This is a genomic window from Streptomyces lasalocidi, from assembly GCF_005280215.1.
Classification (GTDB): domain Bacteria; phylum Actinomycetota; class Actinomycetes; order Streptomycetales; family Streptomycetaceae; genus Streptomyces; species Streptomyces longwoodensis.
The window spans coordinates 6,031,226-6,051,670 of the sequence record NZ_SZNQ01000001.1; the positions used below are offsets into that span (position 1 = coordinate 6,031,226).

20 protein-coding genes and 2 pseudogenes are annotated in these 20,445 nt (G+C 67.6%); 10 read left to right on the forward strand and 12 right to left on the reverse strand.

Features of this window, described 5'->3' with window-relative positions:
* Positions 1-29: 29 nt before the first annotated feature.
* Positions 30-698: pseudogene (locus E4U91_RS27160) on the forward strand (AraC family transcriptional regulator); the annotation flags it as partial.
* Here the strand turns inward: E4U91_RS27160 and E4U91_RS27165 are convergent.
* Positions 690-1,094, reverse strand: a complete 405-nt coding sequence (locus tag E4U91_RS27165) for a VOC family protein (RefSeq protein WP_137309258.1) — start codon at positions 1,092-1,094, stop codon at positions 690-692. The pseudogene E4U91_RS27160 and the gene E4U91_RS27165 sit on opposite strands and share 9 nt — an antisense overlap.
* 125 nt (positions 1,095-1,219) lie before the next feature.
* Positions 1,220-1,849 (reverse strand): VOC family protein, encoded by a 630-nt coding sequence (locus E4U91_RS27170; RefSeq protein ID WP_137309259.1) that lies wholly within the window; start codon positions 1,847-1,849, stop codon positions 1,220-1,222.
* A 97-nt stretch (positions 1,850-1,946) separates the two neighbouring features.
* Here E4U91_RS27170 and E4U91_RS27175 point away from each other — a divergent pair, with 97 nt between their 5' ends.
* On the forward strand, positions 1,947-2,597 hold the full coding sequence (locus tag E4U91_RS27175; protein ID WP_137309260.1) for a ThuA domain-containing protein: 651 nt from the start codon (positions 1,947-1,949) through the stop codon (positions 2,595-2,597).
* Between the two features lie 48 nt (positions 2,598-2,645).
* On the opposite strand, the gene E4U91_RS27180 is transcribed toward E4U91_RS27175, so the two are convergent.
* Positions 2,646-3,044, reverse strand: coding sequence for a VOC family protein (locus E4U91_RS27180; RefSeq protein WP_137309261.1), 399 nt, complete (start codon positions 3,042-3,044; stop codon positions 2,646-2,648).
* Positions 3,045-3,137: 93 nt separating this feature from the next.
* Between E4U91_RS27180 and E4U91_RS27185 the strand changes: the two genes are divergently transcribed.
* The gene (locus tag E4U91_RS27185; RefSeq protein WP_137309262.1) at positions 3,138-4,127 is read left to right on the forward strand and encodes a helix-turn-helix transcriptional regulator; all 990 of its coding nucleotides are present in this window, start codon (positions 3,138-3,140) and stop codon (positions 4,125-4,127) included.
* Positions 4,128-4,224: 97 nt separating this feature from the next.
* Here the strand turns inward: E4U91_RS27185 and E4U91_RS27190 are convergent, their stop codons facing one another.
* On the reverse strand, positions 4,225-5,238 hold the full coding sequence (locus E4U91_RS27190) for a hydroxyacid dehydrogenase (protein WP_137309263.1): 1,014 nt from the start codon (positions 5,236-5,238) through the stop codon (positions 4,225-4,227).
* A gap of 173 nt (positions 5,239-5,411) precedes the next feature.
* Between E4U91_RS27190 and E4U91_RS27195 the strand changes: the two genes are divergently transcribed.
* On the forward strand, positions 5,412-7,100 hold the full coding sequence (locus E4U91_RS27195; RefSeq protein WP_137309264.1) for a carboxylesterase/lipase family protein: 1,689 nt from the start codon (positions 5,412-5,414) through the stop codon (positions 7,098-7,100).
* A gap of 231 nt (positions 7,101-7,331) precedes the next feature.
* Here the strand turns inward: E4U91_RS27195 and mmuM are convergent, their stop codons facing one another.
* Positions 7,332-8,270, reverse strand: a complete 939-nt coding sequence (mmuM, locus tag E4U91_RS27200) for a homocysteine S-methyltransferase (protein WP_137309265.1) — start codon at positions 8,268-8,270, stop codon at positions 7,332-7,334.
* A 176-nt stretch (positions 8,271-8,446) separates the two neighbouring features.
* Here mmuM and E4U91_RS27205 point away from each other — a divergent pair, with 176 nt between their 5' ends.
* The 3 genes and pseudogenes from E4U91_RS27205 to E4U91_RS27215 all read left to right on the forward strand — a co-directional run bounded on the left by E4U91_RS27205 (position 8,447) and on the right by E4U91_RS27215 (position 11,438).
* Complete coding sequence (locus E4U91_RS27205; protein ID WP_137309266.1) at positions 8,447-10,219, forward strand: DUF2264 domain-containing protein; 1,773 nt, start codon at positions 8,447-8,449, stop codon at positions 10,217-10,219.
* Positions 10,220-10,230: 11 nt separating this feature from the next.
* A complete protein-coding gene (locus tag E4U91_RS27210; protein ID WP_137309267.1) occupies positions 10,231-10,602 on the forward strand; it encodes a VOC family protein in 372 nt (123 codons plus the stop codon).
* Positions 10,603-10,674: 72 nt separating this feature from the next.
* Positions 10,675-11,438 (forward strand): annotated as a pseudogene (locus tag E4U91_RS27215) (isocitrate lyase/PEP mutase family protein).
* 25 nt (positions 11,439-11,463) lie between these two features.
* On the opposite strand, the gene E4U91_RS27220 reads toward E4U91_RS27215, so the two are convergent.
* A complete protein-coding gene (locus E4U91_RS27220; RefSeq protein WP_137309268.1) occupies positions 11,464-12,060 on the reverse strand; it encodes a TetR-like C-terminal domain-containing protein in 597 nt (198 codons plus the stop codon).
* 192 nt (positions 12,061-12,252) lie between these two features.
* Between E4U91_RS27220 and E4U91_RS27225 the strand changes: the two genes are divergently transcribed.
* The gene (locus tag E4U91_RS27225) at positions 12,253-13,995 is read left to right on the forward strand and encodes a PHP domain-containing protein (RefSeq protein WP_137309269.1); all 1,743 of its coding nucleotides are present in this window, start codon (positions 12,253-12,255) and stop codon (positions 13,993-13,995) included.
* Between the two features lie 241 nt (positions 13,996-14,236).
* Here the strand turns inward: E4U91_RS27225 and E4U91_RS27230 are convergent, their stop codons facing one another.
* From E4U91_RS27230 to E4U91_RS27250, 6 genes are all read right to left on the reverse strand, one after another.
* Positions 14,237-14,488 carry a hypothetical protein gene (locus E4U91_RS27230; RefSeq protein ID WP_137309270.1) on the reverse strand — a complete coding sequence of 84 codons (252 nt, stop codon included), beginning with the start codon at positions 14,486-14,488 and terminating at the stop codon, positions 14,237-14,239.
* A 400-nt stretch (positions 14,489-14,888) separates the two neighbouring features.
* Positions 14,889-15,551 carry a hypothetical protein gene (locus E4U91_RS27235; RefSeq protein WP_137309271.1) on the reverse strand — a complete coding sequence of 221 codons (663 nt, stop codon included), beginning with the start codon at positions 15,549-15,551 and terminating at the stop codon, positions 14,889-14,891.
* A gap of 255 nt (positions 15,552-15,806) precedes the next feature.
* Positions 15,807-16,607 (reverse strand): HNH endonuclease, encoded by an 801-nt coding sequence (locus E4U91_RS27240; RefSeq protein WP_137309272.1) that lies wholly within the window; start codon positions 16,605-16,607, stop codon positions 15,807-15,809.
* A gap of 523 nt (positions 16,608-17,130) precedes the next feature.
* Positions 17,131-17,985 (reverse strand): hypothetical protein, encoded by an 855-nt coding sequence (locus E4U91_RS27245; protein ID WP_137309273.1) that lies wholly within the window; start codon positions 17,983-17,985, stop codon positions 17,131-17,133.
* Between the two features lie 482 nt (positions 17,986-18,467).
* Positions 18,468-18,611, reverse strand: coding sequence for a hypothetical protein (locus E4U91_RS38175; protein ID WP_168218163.1), 144 nt, complete (start codon positions 18,609-18,611; stop codon positions 18,468-18,470).
* Positions 18,612-18,708: 97 nt separating this feature from the next.
* On the reverse strand, positions 18,709-19,173 hold the full coding sequence (locus tag E4U91_RS27250; RefSeq protein WP_137309274.1) for an ATP-binding protein: 465 nt from the start codon (positions 19,171-19,173) through the stop codon (positions 18,709-18,711).
* A 188-nt stretch (positions 19,174-19,361) separates the two neighbouring features.
* Here E4U91_RS27250 and E4U91_RS27255 point away from each other — a divergent pair, with 188 nt between their 5' ends.
* Both E4U91_RS27255 and E4U91_RS39940 read left to right on the forward strand, forming a co-directional pair.
* Positions 19,362-19,577: a winged helix-turn-helix domain-containing protein gene (locus tag E4U91_RS27255; protein WP_338326707.1), complete on the forward strand. Its 216-nt coding sequence runs from the start codon at positions 19,362-19,364 to the stop codon at positions 19,575-19,577.
* Positions 19,578-19,734: 157 nt separating this feature from the next.
* Positions 19,735-20,427 carry an endonuclease VII domain-containing protein gene (locus E4U91_RS39940; RefSeq protein WP_137309276.1) on the forward strand — a complete coding sequence of 231 codons (693 nt, stop codon included), beginning with the start codon at positions 19,735-19,737 and terminating at the stop codon, positions 20,425-20,427.
* The last annotated feature ends 18 nt before the right edge of the window (positions 20,428-20,445 follow it).

Consider the following 20,445-nt stretch of genomic DNA (forward strand, 5'->3'; position numbering starts at 1 on the left):
GACCCCCGTCCCGTCGTAGCCTGGCGTACGTGTACGCGGAACGCCCCTCCCGGCTGCCGGGCGCGGTCCTGTGGACGGCCACACCGACCGGCCGGGAGCCGCGCGCGGTGCTCCCCGACGGCTGCATGGACCTGCTCTGGAGCGAGGGCCGGCTGCTGGTCGCCGGCCCCGACACCCGCGCCCACGTGCCCGGCGGACCGCCCGCGCCCTGGGCGGGCCTGCGCTTCTTCCCCGGCACCGCGCCCGGCTTCCTCGGCGTGCCCGCCCATGAACTGCGCGACCGCCGCGTGGACCTGACCGACCTGTGGCCCGCGTCCCGGGTACGGCGCCTGCGCGCCGCGGTGCGGGCCGCGACGGACCCGGCGACGGGCCTGGAGGAAGCGGTCCTGCCCGGAGCGGCACCCCCCGACCCGGCGCTGCGCCGCCTGGTCACCGCCCTCGGCGCGGGCCACCCGGTCGGTGCCGTGGCCGACGAACTCGGCTTCGGCGCACGCCGGTTGCACCGGACCTCCCTCGCCCGTTTCGGCTACGGCCCGAAGACCCTGGCCCGCGTCCTGCGCCTGCAACGCGCGCTGGCCCTGGCCCGCGCGGGCGTGCCGCTGGCCGGTACGGCGGTGCGGGCCGGCTACGCGGACCAGGCCCACCTCACCCGCGACGTACGGGCGTTGACGGGCCGGACACCGTCGGAGCTACTGGGCGAGCGGCGCGAACAGGTCGACACCGTTGCCGTCCGGGTCGTGGACGACGGCGTACCGCTGGCCCCAGAAGGCGTCCCAGGGCTTGAGCTCCCCGTGGTGACCGCTGCCGACGAGCTGTTCGTAGACGGCGTCCACCTCACCGGGCGTCCCGCAGCGCAGGGCGAGTGAGGCCCGACCGCCACCGGACGGGGCCCGCCACCCGGGGTGGAACGACCGCACGGTGTCCTCGGTGTCGAGCAACAGCCGCAGCCCGCCGGGCAGCACCGCCTCGGCGTGCGGCTCCCGCTCGGCCCCCTCGGGGAAGGCGAACCCGAGCCGCCGGTAGAAGGCGACGGAGGCGGCCATGTCGGAGACGACCAGGCCGATGGCATCGAAACGCGGAGTCGGTGAAGTCATGGGGCCACGGTAGGCAGGGGGCGGGCAGCGGGTCTTGAACGAAACGGACAGCGGGCCGGGGGGAGGAGGAAGGCGGAGGACCGCAGAGGTCGTGCGTCCGCCCGGCCCGGCGGCACCCCCGGCACTCAGCCGAACGTGACCGGGCCGTTCGGTGTCTCCACGGTGAAGGAGAAGCCCCAGGGGCCGGGGGACACGGTGAGGTCGGTGCCGAGTGCGGTCAGGCAGGGGCGGACCTCGTGCGGGGCGGGCGCCGTCGCCGTGAACGACAGCAGCGGGACGACCGGCAGACCCGAGTCGGCCGGGTGCGCCGTGGCGCCCCAGTCGATGAGGAACGGCGCCAGGTCGCACGGCAGCGGCGGCCCGTCGGTGAGCCGCCACTCCAGCAGCACCCCGTCCGGCTGGCGTCGGCTCATCGCCCGGATGTCACCGGGGTCGTACCCCTGTCCCCGGGCCGCCGCCACGGCCGCGTCGAGGTCGGGCGGACTGATCGCCCAGGTGAGGGTGCGCGCGGCGGGCAGCGCGTCGACGCCGAAGGGGCGGGCCCGGGAGGGACCGGGGCGGTCCGGGTCGGGTCCGATGATCTCCAGGTAGGCGCGTCCCCCCAGTCCGACCAGGTGGTTGCGGGTGCCGAGGTCGACGTGCGCGCCTCCCGGCGCCGGCGCCACACCCGTGCGCCGGGTGAACTCGGCGACGGTGGCGGCCAGATCGGGCGTCGCGAGGACGATGTGGTCGAGGTGCGCCGGGAAGGACGTCATCCCGCCGAGCCTACGCGCCGGCCTCCCGGCGCCCCGGACGTTCCGGCAGATCGTCCGCCCTGTGAGCCGGCCCGGCGCCCGGCATAGGCTCGGGGACATGACCGCCCGGCTGCTCGTGTACACCCGCACCACCGACTACCGCCACGACTCCATCCCGGACGCCGTCGCCGCCCTGCGCACGTTCGACGGCGTCGAGGTCGACCACACCGAGGACCCGTCCGCGCTGGAGGCCGGCCTGGACGCCTGCGCCGCGGTCGTCTTCCTCTCCACCAGCGGCGACGTGCTCACCCCCGCCGGCCGGGACCGGCTCGCCGCGTACGTCGAGGACGGCGGCGCCTTCGTCGGCGTCCACGCGGCGGCCTGCACGGAGGAGGACTGGCCCTACTACGGCGAACTGCTCGGCGCCCGCTTCGCCCGGCACCCGGAGTACCAGCCGGGCCGGGCCGTCGTGGAGGACCGCGACCACCCGGCCACCCGGAACCTGCCCCCCGTCTGGGAGTTCACCGACGAGTGGTACGACTTCCGCACCAACCCCCGGGCCCGGGTGCGGGTGTTGCTGGGCGCCGACGAGGCGTCGTACGACGGCGGCGGCATGGGCGAGGACCACCCTCTGGCCTGGACCCGCGAGCAGGGCGCGGGCCGCGTCTTCTACACCGCCCTCGGCCACGCCGCGGAGGCCTACCGGGACCCCGCGTTCCTCGCCCACCTGCGGGGCGGCCTCGACTGGGCGGTGGGCGGGGCAACCTAGGTGGGCCCTGGGATCTCAGGGCTTCCGCGTGAGCGGCTGTGTGTGGCGTCAGCGTGCGAACTTTTCGATGGCCGCCGGGGTGACGGGGGTGAAGAAGTTGACGAGGTTGCCGTCGGGGTCGCGGAAGAGCAGCGACCGGTTGCCCCAGGGCATCGTGGTGGGCCCGGTGACGAAGTCGGTGACGAAGCCGGTCAGGTTCTGGTGAACGCGGTCCACATCGTCGACGAGGAACTCGGTGATCACGCTGTGGTTGTCCGCCGGGCGGGCTGAGCCCGGGGCGAACAGCGGGACGGTGCGGGTGCCGGCGATCGCGAGGGTGGCGCCCGCGGTGGTGAGTTCGGCGAAGTCTTCGGTCGCCCACGTCGCCCGCGCCCCTGTGGCTCGCTCGTAGAACTCGACGAGGCGTGCCACGTCGCTGGTGATGATGCGGATCGAGACGAATTCCATGGGGATCTCCTTGGCCGTGCTGGAGGCGTGCACTGCGCAGGCTAGGAGAAATAGGGGACAGAATCGGTCCTGTATTCGCGCTAAGTTGTGCGCATGCCCCGACCCACTGCCCGCGTGCTGACACTGCTGGAGCTGCTGCAGTCGGGCGGCACCCGGACGGTGGCCGAGCTCGCCGACCGGCTCGGTGTCGAAGGGCGCACCGTGCGGCGGTACGTGGACCAGCTGATCGACCTGGACGTGCCCGTGGAATCGGTGCGCGGCCGCTACGGCGGGTACCGGCTCGCCCCCGGGTACCGCCTGCCTCCGCTCATGCTCAGCGACGACGAGGCGCTGGCCGTGCTTCTCGGCCTGGTCGCCGGCCGCCGAGCAGGGCTGACGACGACGCAGCACACGGCGAACGAGACGGCATCGGCGAAGATCCGGCGGGTGCTGCCCCAGCACAACGCCGGCCGGCTCGACACACTCCTGGCGGCTCTCGCCTTCACGGACCGGCCCGGCGAGTTCGACACCCCGGACGCCGGGGTCCTGCTCACCATCGCCGATGCGGTGCGCCACCGGCGGCCGGTCTCGATCCGTTACACCGACCGTGACGGACGGCGCAGCGAACGCACGCTGCACGCGTACGGGATCGTCGCCCATGCGGGCCGGTGGTACGTCACGGGCAAGGACGCCCGGATCGGCGAGGACCGGACCTTCCGGCTCGATCGCATCGCAGACGCGCGGACCCTGCCCGGCTCCTTCGAAGCGCCCGTGGGTACCGGTCCGGCGCAGCGCGTGTTGTCAGGGTTCGCCACGGCCGAGTACCGGCATGAGGTGACCTTGCGCATCCACGGGACAGTCGAGCAGATCCGCGCCCACCTTCCCGCCAGCGTCGCGAGCCTGGAGGAGCACGAGCCCGCGGCAGGCCAGGACCGGGCGACCGAGCGGTGGCTGCGCGTCGAGCTGCGGGCGGAGCAGCTCGATTGGTTGCCTCCGGTACTCGCCTCACTCGACCGGCCGTTCGTCATCGAGCGCCCCGACGAACTGCGCGACCTCGTCGCCGCGCTCGCCGATCGCCTCGCGTCCTGCGCCCGCCGGGCCTGACCGCGAGGAACCAATGTCATGAGACGGCACACTCAGGGTGCGGCGGCCGTGCCCGCCCGCTCCACCGGGCGCCGTCGGCCCCGCGGGGGGCAACGCCTCAGGCCAGCCGGGACAGGTCCGCCCGGCGTACCTCGTGGCTCAACGGGTGGCCGGAGGCCAGGCGTTCCAGTTCCTCCACCACGACGCGGCCGAGGCGTTCCAGCTCGTTGCCGAGGGAGCCGGCGACGTGGGGCGTGAGGAAGACGTTGGGCAGGGTGTGGAGGGGGGAGTCGGCCGGCAACGGCTCCGGGTCGGTGACGTCCAGGATCGCCTGGAGGCGGCCGGAGACCAACTCGTCGGTCAGCGCCCCGTGTTCGACCAGCGCGCCCCGGGACGTGTTGATCAGCACGCCGCCGTCCCGGATCAGGGCGAGCCGCGCCCGGTCCAGCAGGTGGTGGGTCTCGGGGACGTCCGGCGCGTGCAGGGTGACGATGTCGCTGTGCCGCAGCAGGTCGTCCAGCCCGACGAGCCGGGCCCCCAGCGCGCCGGCCTCGGCGGCGTCCACGTACGGGTCGTACAGCAGGACCTCGAAGTCGTGGGGGCGCAGCAGCTCCAGCAGGCGGCGGCCCACCCGGGAGGCCGCGACGACACCGACGCGACGGCCCAGGTTGCCGGTGGCGGCCGTCTCGGCGGGGGTGGGCAGGGTGTGCGTGCTGCGGTACCGCTCGCGGTGCGTGAAGACGTCCTTCCCGGCGAGCAGGATCATCGCCAGCGTGTACTCGGCCACGGGCACCGCGTTCCCGGTGACCGCGCTGGACACGATGACCCCGCGCCGCCAGAGCGCCTCGCCGACCAGGGAGCGGACCGAGCCCGCCGCGTGCAGCACCGCCCGCAGCCGGGGGGCGGCGGCGAGCACGTCCGCGTCCAGGCGCGGGCAGCCCCAGCCGGTGACCAGGACCTCGGCGCCGGACAGCGCCGGCGCCACCGCGGGGTCGGCGACGTCCCGCACGACCACGGCGGGGTCGATGTCGGCCGCCCGGTGCAACCGCTCCAGCAGCGGCGCGGGGAAGAGCCGGGGGAGGTGCACCGGATCCATGGCGAACACGGCCCGGGGCAGCGGGGCGCTGGGCATGACCCTCCCGGGGCGCATGGAGCGACGGAAAGCGTTTGCCAGGTTAGGGGCGCCAGGAAATCGTGGTCAAGGAACGAGTGATCGTCGGCAGGACGAGGCGGAATACCTGGGGCCGCTGTGGTGCTCTGGTGTCACCGGTGCACGTGCGAGCACGGCGAAGGGCTGGTGGGCGCATGACGGCAGACCAGACGCATCCCGTGGCAGGACCCCAGGCGGACCCCGTGGTGAGGACCCCGCACGGGGCGTTGCGCGGCCGCCACGAGCGCGGCGTGGCCGTCTTCCGGGGCATCCCCTATGCCGCACCCCCCTTCGGCCCCCGCCGCTTCCGCCCGCCCGTGCCGCCCGCGCCCTGGGACGGCGTGCGCGACGCCGGTTCCTTCGGGCCGACGGCGCCGAAACCGCCGTACTCCGAGGCGTTCGGGAAGTACCTCGCCGACCCCGACGTGCCCGGCGACGACTGCCTCAACCTCAACGTCTGGACCCCCGAGCCGTCGCGCGGCGCGCGGCTACCGGTCCTGGTGTGGTTCCACGGGGGCGCCCTGACCAGGGGCTCCTCCGCCGTCCCGGTCTACGACGGCCACGCCTTCGCCCGGGACGGCGTCGTGTGCGTCTCGGTCAACTACCGGCTGGGCGTCGAGGGGTACGGCCTGTTCCCCGACGCCCCCGCCAACCCCGGCCTGCGCGACCAGCTCGCCGCCCTGGAGTGGGTGCACCGTTCCATAGAAGCGTTCGGCGGCGACCCGGCGCGCGTCACCCTGGCCGGCCAGTCCGCCGGGGCGATCAGCGTGGGCGCCCTCGTCGCGGCGCCGCAGGCCCAGGGGCTGTTCCGGCGCGCCGTCCTGCAGAGCGGACCGCCGGAGGCCTCCGACCGGGACAAGGTGCGGCGCATGGTGCGCCGGATGGCGGCCCGCCTGAAGGTGCCCGCGACCGCGGAGGCGTTCGCCGCCGTCGACCGCGACGCGCTGCTGCGCGCCCAGGCCGAGGTCGGCCGGCTCAGCAGCCCGGTGCTCGGCGGGCCGGCGTTCGGCATCGTGGTCGACGGCGACCTGGTGCCGCGCGACCCCCTGGAGGCGCTGGTCGAGGGCGACGCGGCCCGCGGCGCCGAACTGCTCGTCGGCTGGACCCGCGACGAGTACCGGCTCTGGCTGGTCCCCGGCGGCCTGCTGGAGCGGGTCGACCGGCTCGGCCCGGTCGCCCTGGCCGGGGCCATGGCCCGCTGCCGCTGCGGCCACGAGGTGCCGCGCGGTTACCGCGCCCTGCACCCCGGTGCCGGGACCGCCGAGATCGTCGGCCAGATGGTCACCGACCACCTGCTGCGGGTGCCGTTGCGGCGCTTGGCCGAGGCCCGGCCCGGGTCGACGTACGTGTACGAGTTCGCGTGGCCGTCCCGGCTGCCCGACCTCGGCGCCTGCCACTCGCTGGAGCTCGGCTTCGTCTTCGACAGCGGTGACGCGCCGGAGTCCGAGAAGCTCGCGGGGGAGGGTGCGCCGCGGGAGCTGGCCGATGCGATGCACGGGGCGTGGGTGCGGTTCGTGGAGACGGGTGATCCCGGGTGGGAGGGGTGGGACGAACGGCATCCCGTACGGGTGTTCGGTGACGGCGGCGGCAGTGACGCGCGCACCGCATACGGTCCGCGGGACGCTGAGATGGAGCTGTGGGAGACGTCCGTCGAGACGACTGCGGTGGCGGCGCGGGCTGCCGCGGCGGCGACGATCACGTCGGAGCTCGCGGCCGACGGTGAGAGTTCCGCCTCCGCGGCCGGACCCCTGCCCGCCCTGCTGACCGCTCGGCTCGCTCGCGGTGCGGAGTTGCGGTCGGCGGTTCGCCGACTGCGGCGGGTGGCCGGGGTGCGGCGGCACTGAGGGTTTCTCGGGGGCTTCGGCTGGGGTCGTTGGGCTGGTGCGGCGCCGTCGTGGTTGGTCGCGCAGTTCCTCGCGCCCCTGGGGTTGGTGGGGTGCGGCTTTGCTCGGTGGGGCGCCCCCGGCGCAGGGGTCGTTGCGTCGGTGCGGCGTCGTCGTGGTTGGTCGCGCAGTTCCCCGTGCCCCTGGGTGGGCGCAGTTCGGCTTTGCCCGCAGGTGCGTGTCTGTTTCTTCCTAGTCCGTCGTCAGTGTGTGGGCGATCGATGTCACCGCCTGGGGGCCCACTCGGCAGCATCCGCCGATGAGCCGTGCCCCCGCCGTCCGCCAGGCGCGGACCTGTTCGGAGGTGAAGCTGGAGCGGCCCGTCCAGGCGCGGGCCCCGGCGTCCCAGGCCTCGCCGCTGTTCGGGTAGACCACGACCGGCTTTCCGGTGACCCGGGCCGCGATCTCGACGGCCCCGTCGACATCGCCGGGAGCGCAGCAGTTCACCCCGACCGCGATCACCTCGTCCGCGTCGGCGGCCAGACCGAACGCCTCCTCCAGCGGCTGCCCGGCGCGCGTGTGCGCACCGTCGACCGTGTACGACAGCCAGGCCGGCACGCCCAGCCCGCGCACCGCCCGCAGCAGCGCCGCCGCCTCGTCCGCGTCGGGCACGGTCTCCAGGGCCAGCACGTCGGGGCCGGCGTCGGCCAATACCTCCAGGCGGGGGCGGTGGAAGCGTTCCAGCTCGTCGACGCTCAGCCCGTAGCGGCCCCGGTACTCGGAGCCGTCCGCGAGCATCGCCCCGTACGGGCCGACCGAGGCGGCCGTCCACAGCGGGCGGGTGACGCCCTCGGCGTGCGCCTGCCGGGCCGCCTCGCGGGCGAGCTCCACGCTCAGCCGCAGCAGCCCCGCCGCTTCCTCCCGGCCGGTCCCGCGCTGGGCGAAGCCCTCGAAGGTGGCCTGGTAACTGGAGGTGATGGCCACGCTCGCACCCGCGAGGTAGTAGGCGAGGTGCGCCTCGGTGATCGCTTCCGGCCGCTCCGCCAGGAGCCGGGCCGACCACAGCTCGTCGCTCAGGTCGTGCCCGGCGGACTCGAGCTGGTTGGACAGGCCCCCGTCGAGCACGACGGTCCCGGCCGCGAGGGCCTCGGCGAGCGGGGAGGGGGCGGGGGAACGGGTGTCGCTGGTCATGACCCGACGCTAGTCGAAGGGGGAGGGGAGGCGTCAGCGCGGGCCTCTCCCTGATTCGCCCGGTCCGCCCGGTCCGCCCGGAGGGTCGTCCGTCAGGTCGGCCCCCTAGGAAGCGCTTGCCGAAGGCGGTACCGTCCAGCCGCCACGCCCTGTCGCCGTGACCGAGGACGCCGCCCATGCACCTGCCCCCGCCCGACCCCGGCCCCAGTCCGCGCACCGGGTACACGCGCGCCCACTGGGAGGCCGCCGCCGACGCCCTGCTCGCCGCGGTCGAGCCGTACGCCACCGCGGACCGTGCCCTCTACCACCTGCCCGGACCCCGGCCGAGCTGGTCCGGGCGGCTCTCCGACGGCCTGGAGGGGTACGCCCGCACCCTGCTGCTCGCCGCCTTCCGCCGGGACGAACGGGTGCTCGCCCGCTACGCCGACGGGCTCGCCGCCGGTCCCGCGGGCGTCTGGCCCCGCATCGAGGACCGCGGCCAGCCCCTGGTCGAGGCGGCGTCCGTTGCCCTCGCCCTGCGGCTGACCCGCGCACTGCTCTGGGACCGGCTGGACGACGCCGTGCGGCAGCGCACGGCCGACTGGCTCGCGGACGCGCTCACCGCCCGTCCCTGGCCGTGCAACTGGGAGCTCTTCCCCGTGACGGTCGGCGGCTTCCTCGCCTCGGCCGGCCACGAGGTGGAGGCGTCCCGCGCGGCGGTCGAGCGCGGCCTGGAACGGATCGAGCAGTGGTACGTCGGGGACGGCTGGTACACCGACGGCGACGGCCGCAAGTTCGACTACTACAACGGCTGGGCGATGCACCTGTATCCGGTGCTCCACGCCTGGTTGGCGGACGACCGCGAACGGCTGGCCGCGTACGGCACGCGGCTGTCCGGCCACCTCGCCCACTACGCCCGTCTGTTCGGGGCCGACGGCGCCCCGGTGCGGCAGGGCCGCTCCCTGACGTACCGCTTCGCCGCCACCGCCCCGCTCTGGCTCGGCGCCCTGACGGGCCACACCCCGCTGCCGCCGGGCGAGACCCGCCGCCTCGCCTCGGGCGCGCTGAAGTACTTCCTGGAACGCGGCGCGGTCGACTCCCGCGGCCTGCTCACCCTCGGCTGGCACGGCCCCGACGAGAGCGTGCTGCAGGGCTACTCGGGCCCGGCGTCCCCCTACTGGGCGAGCAAGGGTTTCCTCGGCCTGCTCCTCCCCGCCGACCACCCGGTGTGGACGGCTCAGGAAGAGCCCGGCCCGGCCGAGCGTGAGGACGCCGCCACGGGGCTGGCGGCCCCCAACTGGCTGCTCCAGTCGACCCGTTCCGACGGTCTGGTGCGCCTGCACAACCACGGCAGCGAGGACGTCCGTTACGACCCGTACTACACCCGCCTCGCCTACTCGACGGTGACGGCGCCCACGTCCTCGGACGACGACCGCCACGGCACCGGCCACGACAACAGCGTGGTCCTCGGCGGCGATCCGGGGCGGACGGGGATCGTGCCGCTGGGCGTCGGTGACGGCTGGGCGGCCTCCCGCCACACCGCCGCCGGCGGCACCGCGGAGGTCACCAGCCTGGTCGTGGCGCGCGGCGCGGTCGAGGTCCGGGCGCACCTCGTCACGGGGGCGGCCCCCGGAACCCCGGTGCAGGTCACCGGCTGGGCGCCCACGGACGGCGTACGGGCCGAACTCGTCCCCGTCGCGGGGCTGTCGGCGAAGGACGAGCCCACCGGAGCGATCGGCCCCACCGGACCGAGGGGAGCGACGGACCTGGCCGCGCTGACCGGTGCGACCGGTGCGGGCCCCACCCTCTTCGTGGCCCTCGTCCGCCTCACCGGCGAGCCGGACCCCGCCCCGCTGGAACGACTGGTCACCGTGGAGGTGGACGGTGCCGAGGAGGTGCGTCTCCAGTGGTCCGACGGCACCCGGGAGCGGTTCGCGATATCTCCTCGCCCCGTCCGCCTCACCGGGTGAGAATCCGAGCCATGACTTCCACGATCCGCCACACCACGGTCGACACCACCGACGCCTACGCCCTCGCCCGCTTCTGGTCCGGCGTGCTCGGGCTGCCCCTGCACGAGGACGACCAGCCGGGCGACCCGGAGGCGCTCATCGAGGGCGCGGGGCTGCTCTTCGTCACCGTCCCGGAGGGCAAGACCGTCAAGAACCGCGTCCACTTCGACCTCCAGCCGCAGGACCGCACCCGTGACGAGGAGGTCGAGCGGCTGCTCGCCCTCGGCGCGACGATGTCCGAGGACCGCCGCAACGCCGACGGCACCGGGTGGGCGGTACTGGCGGACCCGGAGGGCAACGAGTTCTGCGTGGAGCGCAGCGCCGCGGAGCGGGCGACGGGCTGAGCGGCGGAGGAACGCCGACCGGGGACCGACGGTTCGGCCGGCACCGAACCGTTCCGCCCCCACCCTGGTCCCATGACGCCTTTCGCCGCCCTCCACCACGCGCCCGGGCCCCTCCTGCTCCCCAACGCCTGGGACCACGCCTCCGCCGTGGCCCTGGCCACCGCGGGCTTCCCGGCGGTCGGGACGACGAGCCTCGCCGTGGCGGCCGCCGCGGGACTGCCGGACGGGGCCGCCGCCACCCGGGACGAGACGCTGCGGCTGGCCCTCACGCTCGGCTCGGCGCCCTTCCTGCTCAGCGTCGACGCCGAGGGCGGGTTCAGTGAGGACCCCGACGAAGTGGGTGAGTTCGCACGGCAGTTGGCCGCCGTCGGCGCGGTCGGCGTCAACCTCGAGGACGGACTGGGTCCGGTGGACCGGCACGCCGCGAAGATCGCCGCCGTGAAGCGGGCCGCGCCCGGCCTCTTCGTCAACGCCCGTACGGACACGTACTGGTCGGGCGACGGCAGCGGCACCCGGGTCCGGCTGGACGCCTACCAGGAGGCGGGCGCCGACGGGGTGTTCGTGCCGGGGCTCACCGACCCACGGGAGATCGCGGCCCTCGTCCGGCACCTCGACGTGCCCCTCAACGTGCTCTGTACGCCCGCCGGCCCCGGCCTGCCCCACCTCACCGACCTCGGCGTGCGCCGCGTCAGCCTCGCTCCCTGCTGTACCGGCGGGCGCTCGGCGCGGCCCTGGAGACACTGGACGACGTCCGCGCCGGCCGCACCCCCCGCGGGACGACGCCCAGCTACGCCGAGGTGGACGCCCTGGCCCGGACCCGCGCCCAGGAGGACTGAGCTCCCGGCCCCGCGCCGACCTCCCTTATGTGCCTGCCTCCCTCTGCGTCCCCGCCTCCCGCGGCCAGTGCGTCAGCGCCGCGTGCAGCGCGTCCACCGCCCGGTCCCAGGACAGGCGCACGTCGCGGGGGGCGCCGAAGCCGCCGCCGGCCTCCAGGGCGCAGTAGCCGTGGAAGGTGCTGCGCAGCAGGCGGACGGCGTCGGTGAGGTCCGGTTCGGTGAGGCCGTACGCCCCGAGCAGGCCGTAGGTGACCTCGGCGGTGCGGCGCAGGGCGGGGGAGGACGCGGTGAGCTCCTGGTCGACGCGGATCTGGGTGGCGGCGTAGCGCCCCGGGTGGCGCAGGGCGTACTCCCGGTAGGCGCCGGCGAACGCCACCAGCGCGTCCTTCCCGGTGCGGCCGGCGACGGCTGCGGCGATGCGGTCGATCATCTCGCCGCCGGCCAGGAGGGCGACCCGGGTGCGCAGGTCATGGATGTTCCTGACGTGCGAGTAGAGGCTCGCGTCCTTGACGCCGAAGCGGCGGGCCAGCGCGGACAGGGTGACGTTCTCGAAGCCGGCCTCGTCGGCGAGGTCGGCGGCCGCGGCGACCAGCCGCCCGGTGGACAGCCCGGCTCGGGCCACACCACACCTCCTGGGGTGTCCTGGGAACCAGCCAAGGCTACCCACCGCGCACGACCGAGCCGCCGTGCCCCGGGCCGTCGTCGATCACTTCCTCGTCGTCCGACGTTCATGTTCCGCATCGATCCTCCTCTCGCGGCGCACCGGCACCGCAGCAGGCAGCCGCGTGAGGGCAGCGGCAACCAGGAGGCGTTCATGGGGCACGGACACGGACACCCGCACGGGCACGACCACCCGCACGACCACGGGCCCGCGGCGGGGGCCGCGCTGCCCGCCGCGTTCGACACGTCCGTGCCCGACGAGGCGCTGTCCCCGGAGCAGCAGTCGCGCCGCTCCCTGCTGCGGCGCGCCGGGCTGCTCGGCGCGGGGCTGGCGGCCGGCAGTGTCCTCGGCGAGGTGACGGGGGTGACGGGCGGCGCCTCCGCGTACGCCGCCCCGGCCGCCGGCACGTCCGTCCCCGCCTCCGCCGGCCGCCGCGGCAAGGGCTTCCTCTGGCTGTCCGGCGACCATCACATCCACACCCAGTACAGCAGCGACGGCAAGTACCGCGTCGTCGACCAGGTCCGCCAGGGCGCCCGGAACGGCCTGGACTGGCTGGTCATCACCGACCACGGCAGCGCCGCCCACGCCAGGATCGGGGTGGAGAAGGTCAACCCGGACATCCGGGCGGCCCGCGCCGCGCACGAGGACACGCTCGTCTTCCAGGGCCTGGAGTGGAACATCCCGGCCGCCGAGCACGGCACCGTCTTCGTCCACCCCGGCAGCAACGAGGTCGCGGTCCTCAAGCAGTTCGAGACCGACTACGACGGCAGCGTCAACAACGCCTCCGACGCCACGCCCGCCAACGAGGCGCTGGCCGTTTCCGGTCTGGCCTTCCTCGCCGACCAGGTGAAGCGGCGCAAGGTCAAGGACGCGCTGATGCTCGCCAACCACCCGGCGCGGCGCGGGGTGGACTCCCCGCACGAGATCCGCGGCTGGCGCGACGCGACCGGCGCCGGCCACCAGATCGCCGTCGGCTTCGAGGGCGCCCCGGGCCACCAGGCGTCCGGCCTGCCCGCGCCGCTCGGCCCCGGTCGGGCGCGCGGCATCTACGACAACAGCCCGAGCGCCAACTCCTTCGCCGGCTACCCCCTGGAGAGCTACCGCACCTGGGGCGGCTTCGACTGGATGACGGCCACCGTGGGCGGCCTGTGGGACAGCCTCCTCGCCGAGGGCAAGCCCTGGTGGATCACCGCCAACTCCGACTCCCACCAGGTGTACGCCGACACCGCCGTGCGCGGCCCGGGCGGCGACTTCAACGCCGACGGCCGCTACCCCGACCCGGTCTACGGCGGGCAGATCGACCTCACTCAGGGCGACTTCTGGCCGGGCCAGTACAGCCGCACGCACGTCGGTGCCGACGGCTTCTCCTACGCGGCCGTCATGGACGGCATCCGCGCCGGCCGCGTCTGGGTGGACCACGGACAGCTCATCAGCGGCCTCGACGTGCGGGTCTCCGGCGGCAGCCGCTGGGCCACCCTCGGCGGCGCGCTGCACGTGAAGAAGGGCACCCGGGTCACCCTCACCGTGGACGTGGCCCTGGCCGGCGGCCCCAACTGGGCGGGTTTCACCCCGTCGCTGGCGCGGGTCGACGTCATCCAGGGTGACGTCACCGGTCCCGTCGCCGACCGGGACGCCTTCACCGCGCCGACCGCGCGCGTCGTGCAGTCGTACGAGATCGGCAAGTCGGCCGGCACGGTCCGTCTCACCTACGACCTGGGGCGGGTGGACCGCCCGGTCTACGTCCGGCTGCGCGGCACCGACGGCAACCGGGGCGCGGTCGGCGCGCTGGGCGCGGCCGTCGACCCGGCCGGTCCCGCCATCGACGTCGTCGGGGACGCCGACCCGTGGCGCGACCTGTGGTTCTACGCCAACCCGGTGTGGGTCCTGCCCTCGTGACGGGATTGCAGGCCAACCACAGGTGTCTTCATGGACGTTGGGCACTGTACCCCAGCCAACCTAGCGCGACCTCATGGACCCTAGAAGTACCTGCTCAGAGCCCCTGACAGCCTCTCTGACAGCCTCGTAGCTCCTCCTGGTCCCCTGGGACCCTGAATCTCTCAGAAGGGCTCACAGAGCCTCACAGACAGCAAGAAGCCCCAGGATGAATCCCTGGGGCTCTTTTGTGCTTTCTTGTCTTTCAGTTCCTACGGAACAGCGGGTATGCCTGAGGCTTCCCCTTGGCATCTAGACCTACAGACCACTCAGCGAGTGTCCATCCCTCAGCCTCTACCGCCTCAATCATCTCTGCCCAAGCATCGATGGAGCTAGAAGCGTTTCGCTGAGTGGCTGGCATGTTCAGGAACGGAGTGAAGACCTTACGGCCCTTCTCATAAGCCTTAGCAGCCTCGTCCTTGAGCATGTCACTCTTAGCATCGTTCAGAAATCCCATTGTTAATCCTCCTCATAGTGTTTGTCTTACAGCTTGACCCGCCGTTTTTTGGCGGGTCTTTGTGTTACAGGTAACCAAGCTCCCTGCTCAGTCGCCTAGCTGCTTCCCTGGCTGTCTTGTTAGCAGCCTTCAAGTCTGTGTCCCATCCGTAGTCAAAGAGTGTTCCATCAATCCTTCTGACAGTCCACCACCATTCTCCTTCAAACAGTCCTCTCAGGTCTACAAAAGCGTGTAGCGGTACATCACTCTCCACGGTCGGCCGTCACCGTTTCCGCTAGCTGACTCGTCACGTTCTCAAGACCTCTGATTACTAGGTCTACATCCATCATTCTGTTAATCAAGAGGTATCCAATGGTGACTTCTAGCTCAGACTCAATCACCTCTAGCTGTTCTCTGCTCATCATGCGTAATCACGCTCCTTGAAATTCTCCTTCTGCTTCATGTTGTAGGAGTTCTTCGCTGCTGCGAGAGAATCCCTGTTGGTCATTGGCTTCCTAGAGCCTGTTCCCTCGTACTCAAAGGCCGCCTTGCGCTTGTTGCGGTTCAAGGTGTCTGTCACCTTACGAACTACTCGGCTGTAGCGCTGTCTTGCTGCTACGTCCTTGGAGTCAGGGTCCATCAGGTAAGCCTCTAGATGCTGCTGGTCTGTCTCTGAGAGTCCATCTACCACCCGCGCGATATCTGCGAAGACTGCTAGGTCATCGTCGCCATGCACACTCTTGGCATCCTCGGGAACCATCATGCCTTCTGTGGTTCCGCCTAGGTACTGCTCAATCATGATGCGCACGTTCTCAGGCTGGTAGTCGTACATGTCGGTCTGAACAAAGAAGGCGTTCTTCTCCTTCATGCAGTAGCCCCATGCACGGTTCCTGAGAACAGTCTTTGTGTAGCTCTCTGGCCTCTCCATCATCTCAAAAGCGGCTACTAGCTGCTTCTCCTTCAGAACAAGCTCAATGGCTAGCTCTTGGTAGATGTCTTCAGCCTCTACGCGGTCAAAGGTGCGGTGGAAGGACTCAGCAACTCTCTTAGCGTAGTCAAGCCACTCATTCAATACAAATTCCATCGTTCAATTCTCCTAATGATTAGTCAGGGCATCACGTCCTCTCTAGACTGTCTTGCCCTATATAGCTATCTTCGCACGGAAGCTTTTCTAATGCCAAATTGGAAAGCTCATTTACTGCCGGGCGGTAATAGACATGAGAAACCCCGCCGAAGCGGGGTTAGTCTCACTTGCTGTAAGCCTTGATGAACAGGTCAGCTACTCGGTATCCGAATGCTCCTAGAAGCCCAAGGATGAAGAAGAAGGCTAGGTAGTCAATCACGCTGCAACCTCCTTAGCCTGACGGTTTAGCGTGTTCTGTCGGTTGCTAGCAATCATGCAAGGCTTGCAGGTTGGCTGGTATCCCTTACCGCTACTTCTCTGGTAGTAGTGGTCCCACGTCTTGTAGGTCCCACAACTCTTGCACTTCTTACCGTTCTCGTCTCTGTAGGCGAGAACCCTCAGAGGCTTTAGCTCCTTGCCTAGGTACTGCTGCATGTGGTGACCTTGGCAAAGGTCCTTCTTACCAACAACCTTGTTGCCGCACCCTTCAAAGGCACAGAGAGGCTTTAGGGCTTCTCTGATTGGCACCATGCGAACGGTGTTGCATCTCTGGCATGAAGGAACGAGGTTTTCCGGGCGGTTATCGTTCTTGATGCCGTTAACGTGGTCTACAACTAGCCCGCGCTCATAGTCGTCTTGGAAGCGAATGGCCCAAGAGACTGACTTACCGCACCAGTGGCACTCATGCTCACCAGGACCAATCTTGTCGAAGAGAACGACTCGGTGGTAAGGCGTGATTCCAGAAGGTGTAGCGATTGGGTGAGCAAAACCGACGTACTTGGTGTACCCGTCCACATCTGTGTAGGTGCGACCCTCGTTCTCTGCTCTCCACTCTCGCTGTGCAGCCTCGTACTTCTCAGGGTTGGCCTGCTGCCAAGCCTTGTTCTGCTTATCAACACATACCTTGCAACGGCTTGAAGCCTTACCCTTAGTGGTGTAGTAAGCCTCTCTTGGCTTACCTTCCTGGCAGCCAGGGCAAATCTTGTTTCCATTCTCGTCAATCTTAATCTTTCTCATTTTCAATCTCCATTAGTTATTTAGTCCAAGGGCGTCCTTTCGATAGTATTTCCCTTGTCTGATTCCATCTTACATCGGGTGGAATTATAAAGCCAAATTCAGAAGCGCTACTTCTTCTTCTTAATCTCTAGTGTGTACTCCTGAGCCTTCTTGCTACCGGCCGCAAACCCCACAGACTTGCCGTAATAGTAAGCACCGATAACAAGAAGGGCGACAATCAAGAAACTCATTCAGTCTCCTAGGTCAATAGTGCACGTCTCTACGTCTACTAGAAGACCATCTTCTGTGTAGCCGTACTCAGGCTCTTCCTCAATCTCAAACACTCTTCTCCTCCTTCAGAATCTCTTCCCAGTCAATGTCTAGCTCTACGAAAGTTCCGTAGAAGCGAACCTCAATGCAAGGTGTGCAGACCTTAGGCTTCTTAGAACCCCACGGAAAGTAGCGTCTAGCCTTTGGCCACTCGTTACCACAATCAATGCAAGCAATCTTGTCACTCATGTTCCTTATTCCTTTCTCTCTAGACTTAGGCGGTAGCCAATGAGCCCATGACCTCAAATGCTGCCTGAGCCGCACGCTGAACCTTGTCAGGGTACTTAGCCTCAAACTCCTCAGAGTCGTATAGACGCTGGGCTTCTACAGGGTTGTCAGACTCGGCAATGCGACTAGCAACAAAGTCATCCTCAAATGACCTCTTAGCCCTAGCCTGCTCAAGCATCTGCTTCACAGGGTCAATCTTCTCTACAGCCTTCTTGGTTCTACGAGTCTTCTTAGGTGCTTCTACCTTCTCTTCAGCCACCGGGCCGCTTTCTACAACCTGCTTGGCTGGCTCCTCATCCTCAAACGGGTCAAGGTCTAGCCACTTCTGAGCCTCTTCCTTAGACATCTCTTCAGAGCCCTGTACGGCTTCCTGAGGCTCTGCAACCGGCTGAGGGTCTTCCTGTACGGCAGGAGTCTTCTGAGCCTGTAGAGCGGCAAGCTGAGCCTTCAGAGCTGCAATCTCGTCATCCTTCTTGGTTGCCTTCTTGCGACGCTCCTTCTCAGCATCGTTCTGAGACTGAACTAGCTCATCCTGCTTACCCTTCTCATCCTCGTAAGAGAATCCGGCCGGAATCGTTGGCTTGGTAAGGCTGCTAGTACCAAAGCGGCGGGTTGTCTCAAGCCAGCCCTTCTCAGTCAAAGAAGAGCGGTACTTAGAAACCTGACTCTTGCCAATCCCTGTCATTGCTGCGATTCGGTAGATGCCGCACTTAGAGTCATCCTGATTCTTCCAGTTGTAAGAAGAGCCATAGGCTAGAGCTACTACTCTCTCCTGTGGGGTTAGGTCTGAGACCCATACTGCTGCTTGGAACTCAAATGGTCCCTCTGGTGTTGTGTTCATACTTAGTAAATCTCCATTCGGTTTATGTTATCTCGGTAAACGAGAAGCGCCCCTGAAGATGGAGTCAGCATCTTCAGGGGCGCATAACACAAAACCGTATAGAGTTTTGTAGCTTGTGGTGACCTCCTGTTTAGTGTCTGACTCACACTAACGTCTTGGGTGTTTCTTGCTTACGTTCTTAGCATAGCACGGGCAAGCGTTATATGTCAAATTCATAGACGCTACTCGCCCAGCACCACTAAGAACAGAGTAAACCATCTAGCTTCCCAATGCAAAAAGCCCTAGATGGCTTTCTAGGGCTTTGCAGAAAACGAGTCGGACTGAGAGGCCCAGAAGAAATTCTAGGCTCTTAGAAAATTACCTACGGCCTCTCTCAATGCGCTTGGCACACTTGGCGTGATAGATGTCATCATCTATCACTACGAACTTCTCATCCTTGTTGACTCCCTTACGGCACCTAGAGCACCGTATAGCCCCTCCCATTACTTCCCCTTCTCTTTCACCTTGACTTCAAGCTCATAGTTCTTAGCCTTCTTGACTCCATCATTGAACCCGCGCTTATACGCGTCTTTCTGGCCCCACTTGTAGGCCAGCCACAGGGCAAGGGCTATGACTGCTAGTTCCACTGCCTTCACTCTCTGCTAGAAGGTTCCGAACATGCGACAACCCCCGGACGGCGGGGGAGCCGTTAACAATCCGGGGGTTGCCAGTCAGTGAGTGGTTCTACTTGTAAAGCTCGAACCACACAGTCTTGCCAGGCATAAAGCCTTCTCCCTCAGGATGAAGGAACGTGGTGTGCACGTAGCCCCAAGCGTCTGCAAGCAGGTGAACCAGGATGAGACCCCTACCGCTCTCAGAGTCGGCCTTAGGACGAGAGATGAAGGGAGCCGAGGGAGACCAGTCGTTGACTTCAACCCTCAGCCTGTCCTCATAGAGAAGCCACTTGGTCTCAGTGAGTCCAGTAGGGGAAGGGATGCGAATGGCGTTGGCCAGCAGCTCATCAAAGCAGAGAGCCGCATCTTCTCCGTAGTTGGAGGCGTCATGGCTTGCCAGCCACTTGAGGAGAATCTTCCGAGACAAGGGGACACAGCCAGGCTGCTGAGACCAACCCCAGCACTTGACCTCTGCTACCTCGTCCGGCGGTTCCTCCTCAGTGATGGACAGGACCCATCGGGTCGTATGCTTCATGCGTCTGCGCTCCTAGTCAGCGTGGACTCAGGCCCCAGTACCGGTCGCTCGGTGCTGGGGCCGCTTGCATGTGTGCAGGTGCGAGGCTACCGCCCAGCACCACCCAGCACCACCCACATGGGCTCCCTATGGCTGAAGTGCGCAAACGTGGGTCCTACGTTGCCAGCATGGGTATTGAGTACGAATACATGCGTGTGGCGAACGAGCTGGAGGCCGAAATCAAGGCGGGCCGGCTCGCTCCAGAGGCACGCTTGCCCAATGAAAGAGACCTAGGAGACCAGTACGGCGTCAGTCACGCTACGGCTCGTAGAGCAGTCAAGGAGCTAAGAGAGCGTGGCCTAGTAGTCACCTTGCCCAACAAAGTGTCTTATATTCTGCCCCATAATGGACAGAACGGCCCTTAAATGCTAGACTTAAAGGGTATTCAAGTCGGCGTAGGAAACCAGACGAGAGGACTTACTAGAGGAGAACTCTAACTTAACAAGCTTTAGCCCCGGAAGGCTCATTCCTACGCCCCTTCCGGGGCTTTTCTATATCTAAGGAGTGCGTAGGAACCACAACATGAAGACTTGTATTTTTGAAGGATGCGAAAAGAGGCATTGCGCTAGAGGTTATTGCAACGGACACTACCAGCAGTTGAAGGCTGGCAAGACGCTAAGGCCGCTAGGAGAGCCCGCAGTAAGAGAAGTCAAGGAGTGTACCTTCACAGGCTGCACTAATAAGCATTGGGCCAACGGTCTATGTTCTGGACACGCTAAGCAGAGAGCGGCTGGCAAAGAACTAAAACCTCTCATTGCTCGCTATAGAGACCAAAACGCAAGAGATACGGCCGGTAGAAAAGAGTGCAGCATCTGTACTCAATGGAAGCCTGAGACCGAGTACACAAAGACTAAGCAGACATCAGATGGTCTATCACCATACTGCAAGCGTTGCTACAGGAGTCAGGCTCTCAAGAGGAGTTACAACATCACTCTAGACGAGTATGAAGCCTTGCTAGCACGTCAAGGCGGGAAGTGTGCCATCTGTCCTATCACAGCAGATGAATACCTTGAGGCTACTGGCAACAACTTCTCTGTAGACCATGACCACTCTTGCTGTCCAGACAAGGCTAAGAGTTGTGGCAAATGCGTCAGAGGACTACTGTGCTCAGCCTGTAACTTCACCATTGGTCACGCAAGGGAAGACGTTGACATTCTACTCAACTCAGCTACATACCTTATGGGCTTCAAGAACGTTCTACAGCAGCCTGACTAACTTCAAAGCAAGAGAAGA

What these genes read in the sequence shown, in the direction of transcription:
- E4U91_RS27165 (WP_137309258.1), bottom strand. Translation starts at nt 1,094, where the DNA reads ATGACTTCACCGACTCCGCGTTTCGATGCCATCGGCCTGGTCGTCTCC.
- E4U91_RS27170 (WP_137309259.1), bottom strand. Translation starts at nt 1,849, where the DNA reads ATGACGTCCTTCCCGGCGCACCTCGACCACATCGTCCTCGCGACGCCC.
- E4U91_RS27175 (WP_137309260.1), top strand. Translation starts at nt 1,947, where the DNA reads ATGACCGCCCGGCTGCTCGTGTACACCCGCACCACCGACTACCGCCAC.
- E4U91_RS27180 (WP_137309261.1), bottom strand. Translation starts at nt 3,044, where the DNA reads ATGGAATTCGTCTCGATCCGCATCATCACCAGCGACGTGGCACGCCTC.
- E4U91_RS27185 (WP_137309262.1), top strand. Translation starts at nt 3,138, where the DNA reads ATGCCCCGACCCACTGCCCGCGTGCTGACACTGCTGGAGCTGCTGCAG.
- E4U91_RS27190 (WP_137309263.1), bottom strand. Translation starts at nt 5,238, where the DNA reads ATGCCCAGCGCCCCGCTGCCCCGGGCCGTGTTCGCCATGGATCCGGTG.
- E4U91_RS27195 (WP_137309264.1), top strand. Translation starts at nt 5,412, where the DNA reads ATGACGGCAGACCAGACGCATCCCGTGGCAGGACCCCAGGCGGACCCC.
- mmuM (WP_137309265.1), bottom strand. Translation starts at nt 8,270, where the DNA reads ATGACCAGCGACACCCGTTCCCCCGCCCCCTCCCCGCTCGCCGAGGCC.
- E4U91_RS27205 (WP_137309266.1), top strand. Translation starts at nt 8,447, where the DNA reads ATGCACCTGCCCCCGCCCGACCCCGGCCCCAGTCCGCGCACCGGGTAC.
- E4U91_RS27210 (WP_137309267.1), top strand. Translation starts at nt 10,231, where the DNA reads ATGACTTCCACGATCCGCCACACCACGGTCGACACCACCGACGCCTAC.
- E4U91_RS27225 (WP_137309269.1), top strand. Translation starts at nt 12,253, where the DNA reads ATGGGGCACGGACACGGACACCCGCACGGGCACGACCACCCGCACGAC.
- E4U91_RS27230 (WP_137309270.1), bottom strand. Translation starts at nt 14,488, where the DNA reads ATGGGATTTCTGAACGATGCTAAGAGTGACATGCTCAAGGACGAGGCT.
- E4U91_RS27235 (WP_137309271.1), bottom strand. Translation starts at nt 15,551, where the DNA reads ATGGAATTTGTATTGAATGAGTGGCTTGACTACGCTAAGAGAGTTGCT.
- E4U91_RS27240 (WP_137309272.1), bottom strand. Translation starts at nt 16,607, where the DNA reads ATGAGAAAGATTAAGATTGACGAGAATGGAAACAAGATTTGCCCTGGC.
- E4U91_RS27245 (WP_137309273.1), bottom strand. Translation starts at nt 17,985, where the DNA reads ATGAACACAACACCAGAGGGACCATTTGAGTTCCAAGCAGCAGTATGG.
- E4U91_RS27250 (WP_137309274.1), bottom strand. Translation starts at nt 19,173, where the DNA reads ATGAAGCATACGACCCGATGGGTCCTGTCCATCACTGAGGAGGAACCG.
- E4U91_RS27255 (WP_338326707.1), top strand. Translation starts at nt 19,362, where the DNA reads ATGCGTGTGGCGAACGAGCTGGAGGCCGAAATCAAGGCGGGCCGGCTC.
- E4U91_RS39940 (WP_137309276.1), top strand. Translation starts at nt 19,735, where the DNA reads ATGAAGACTTGTATTTTTGAAGGATGCGAAAAGAGGCATTGCGCTAGA.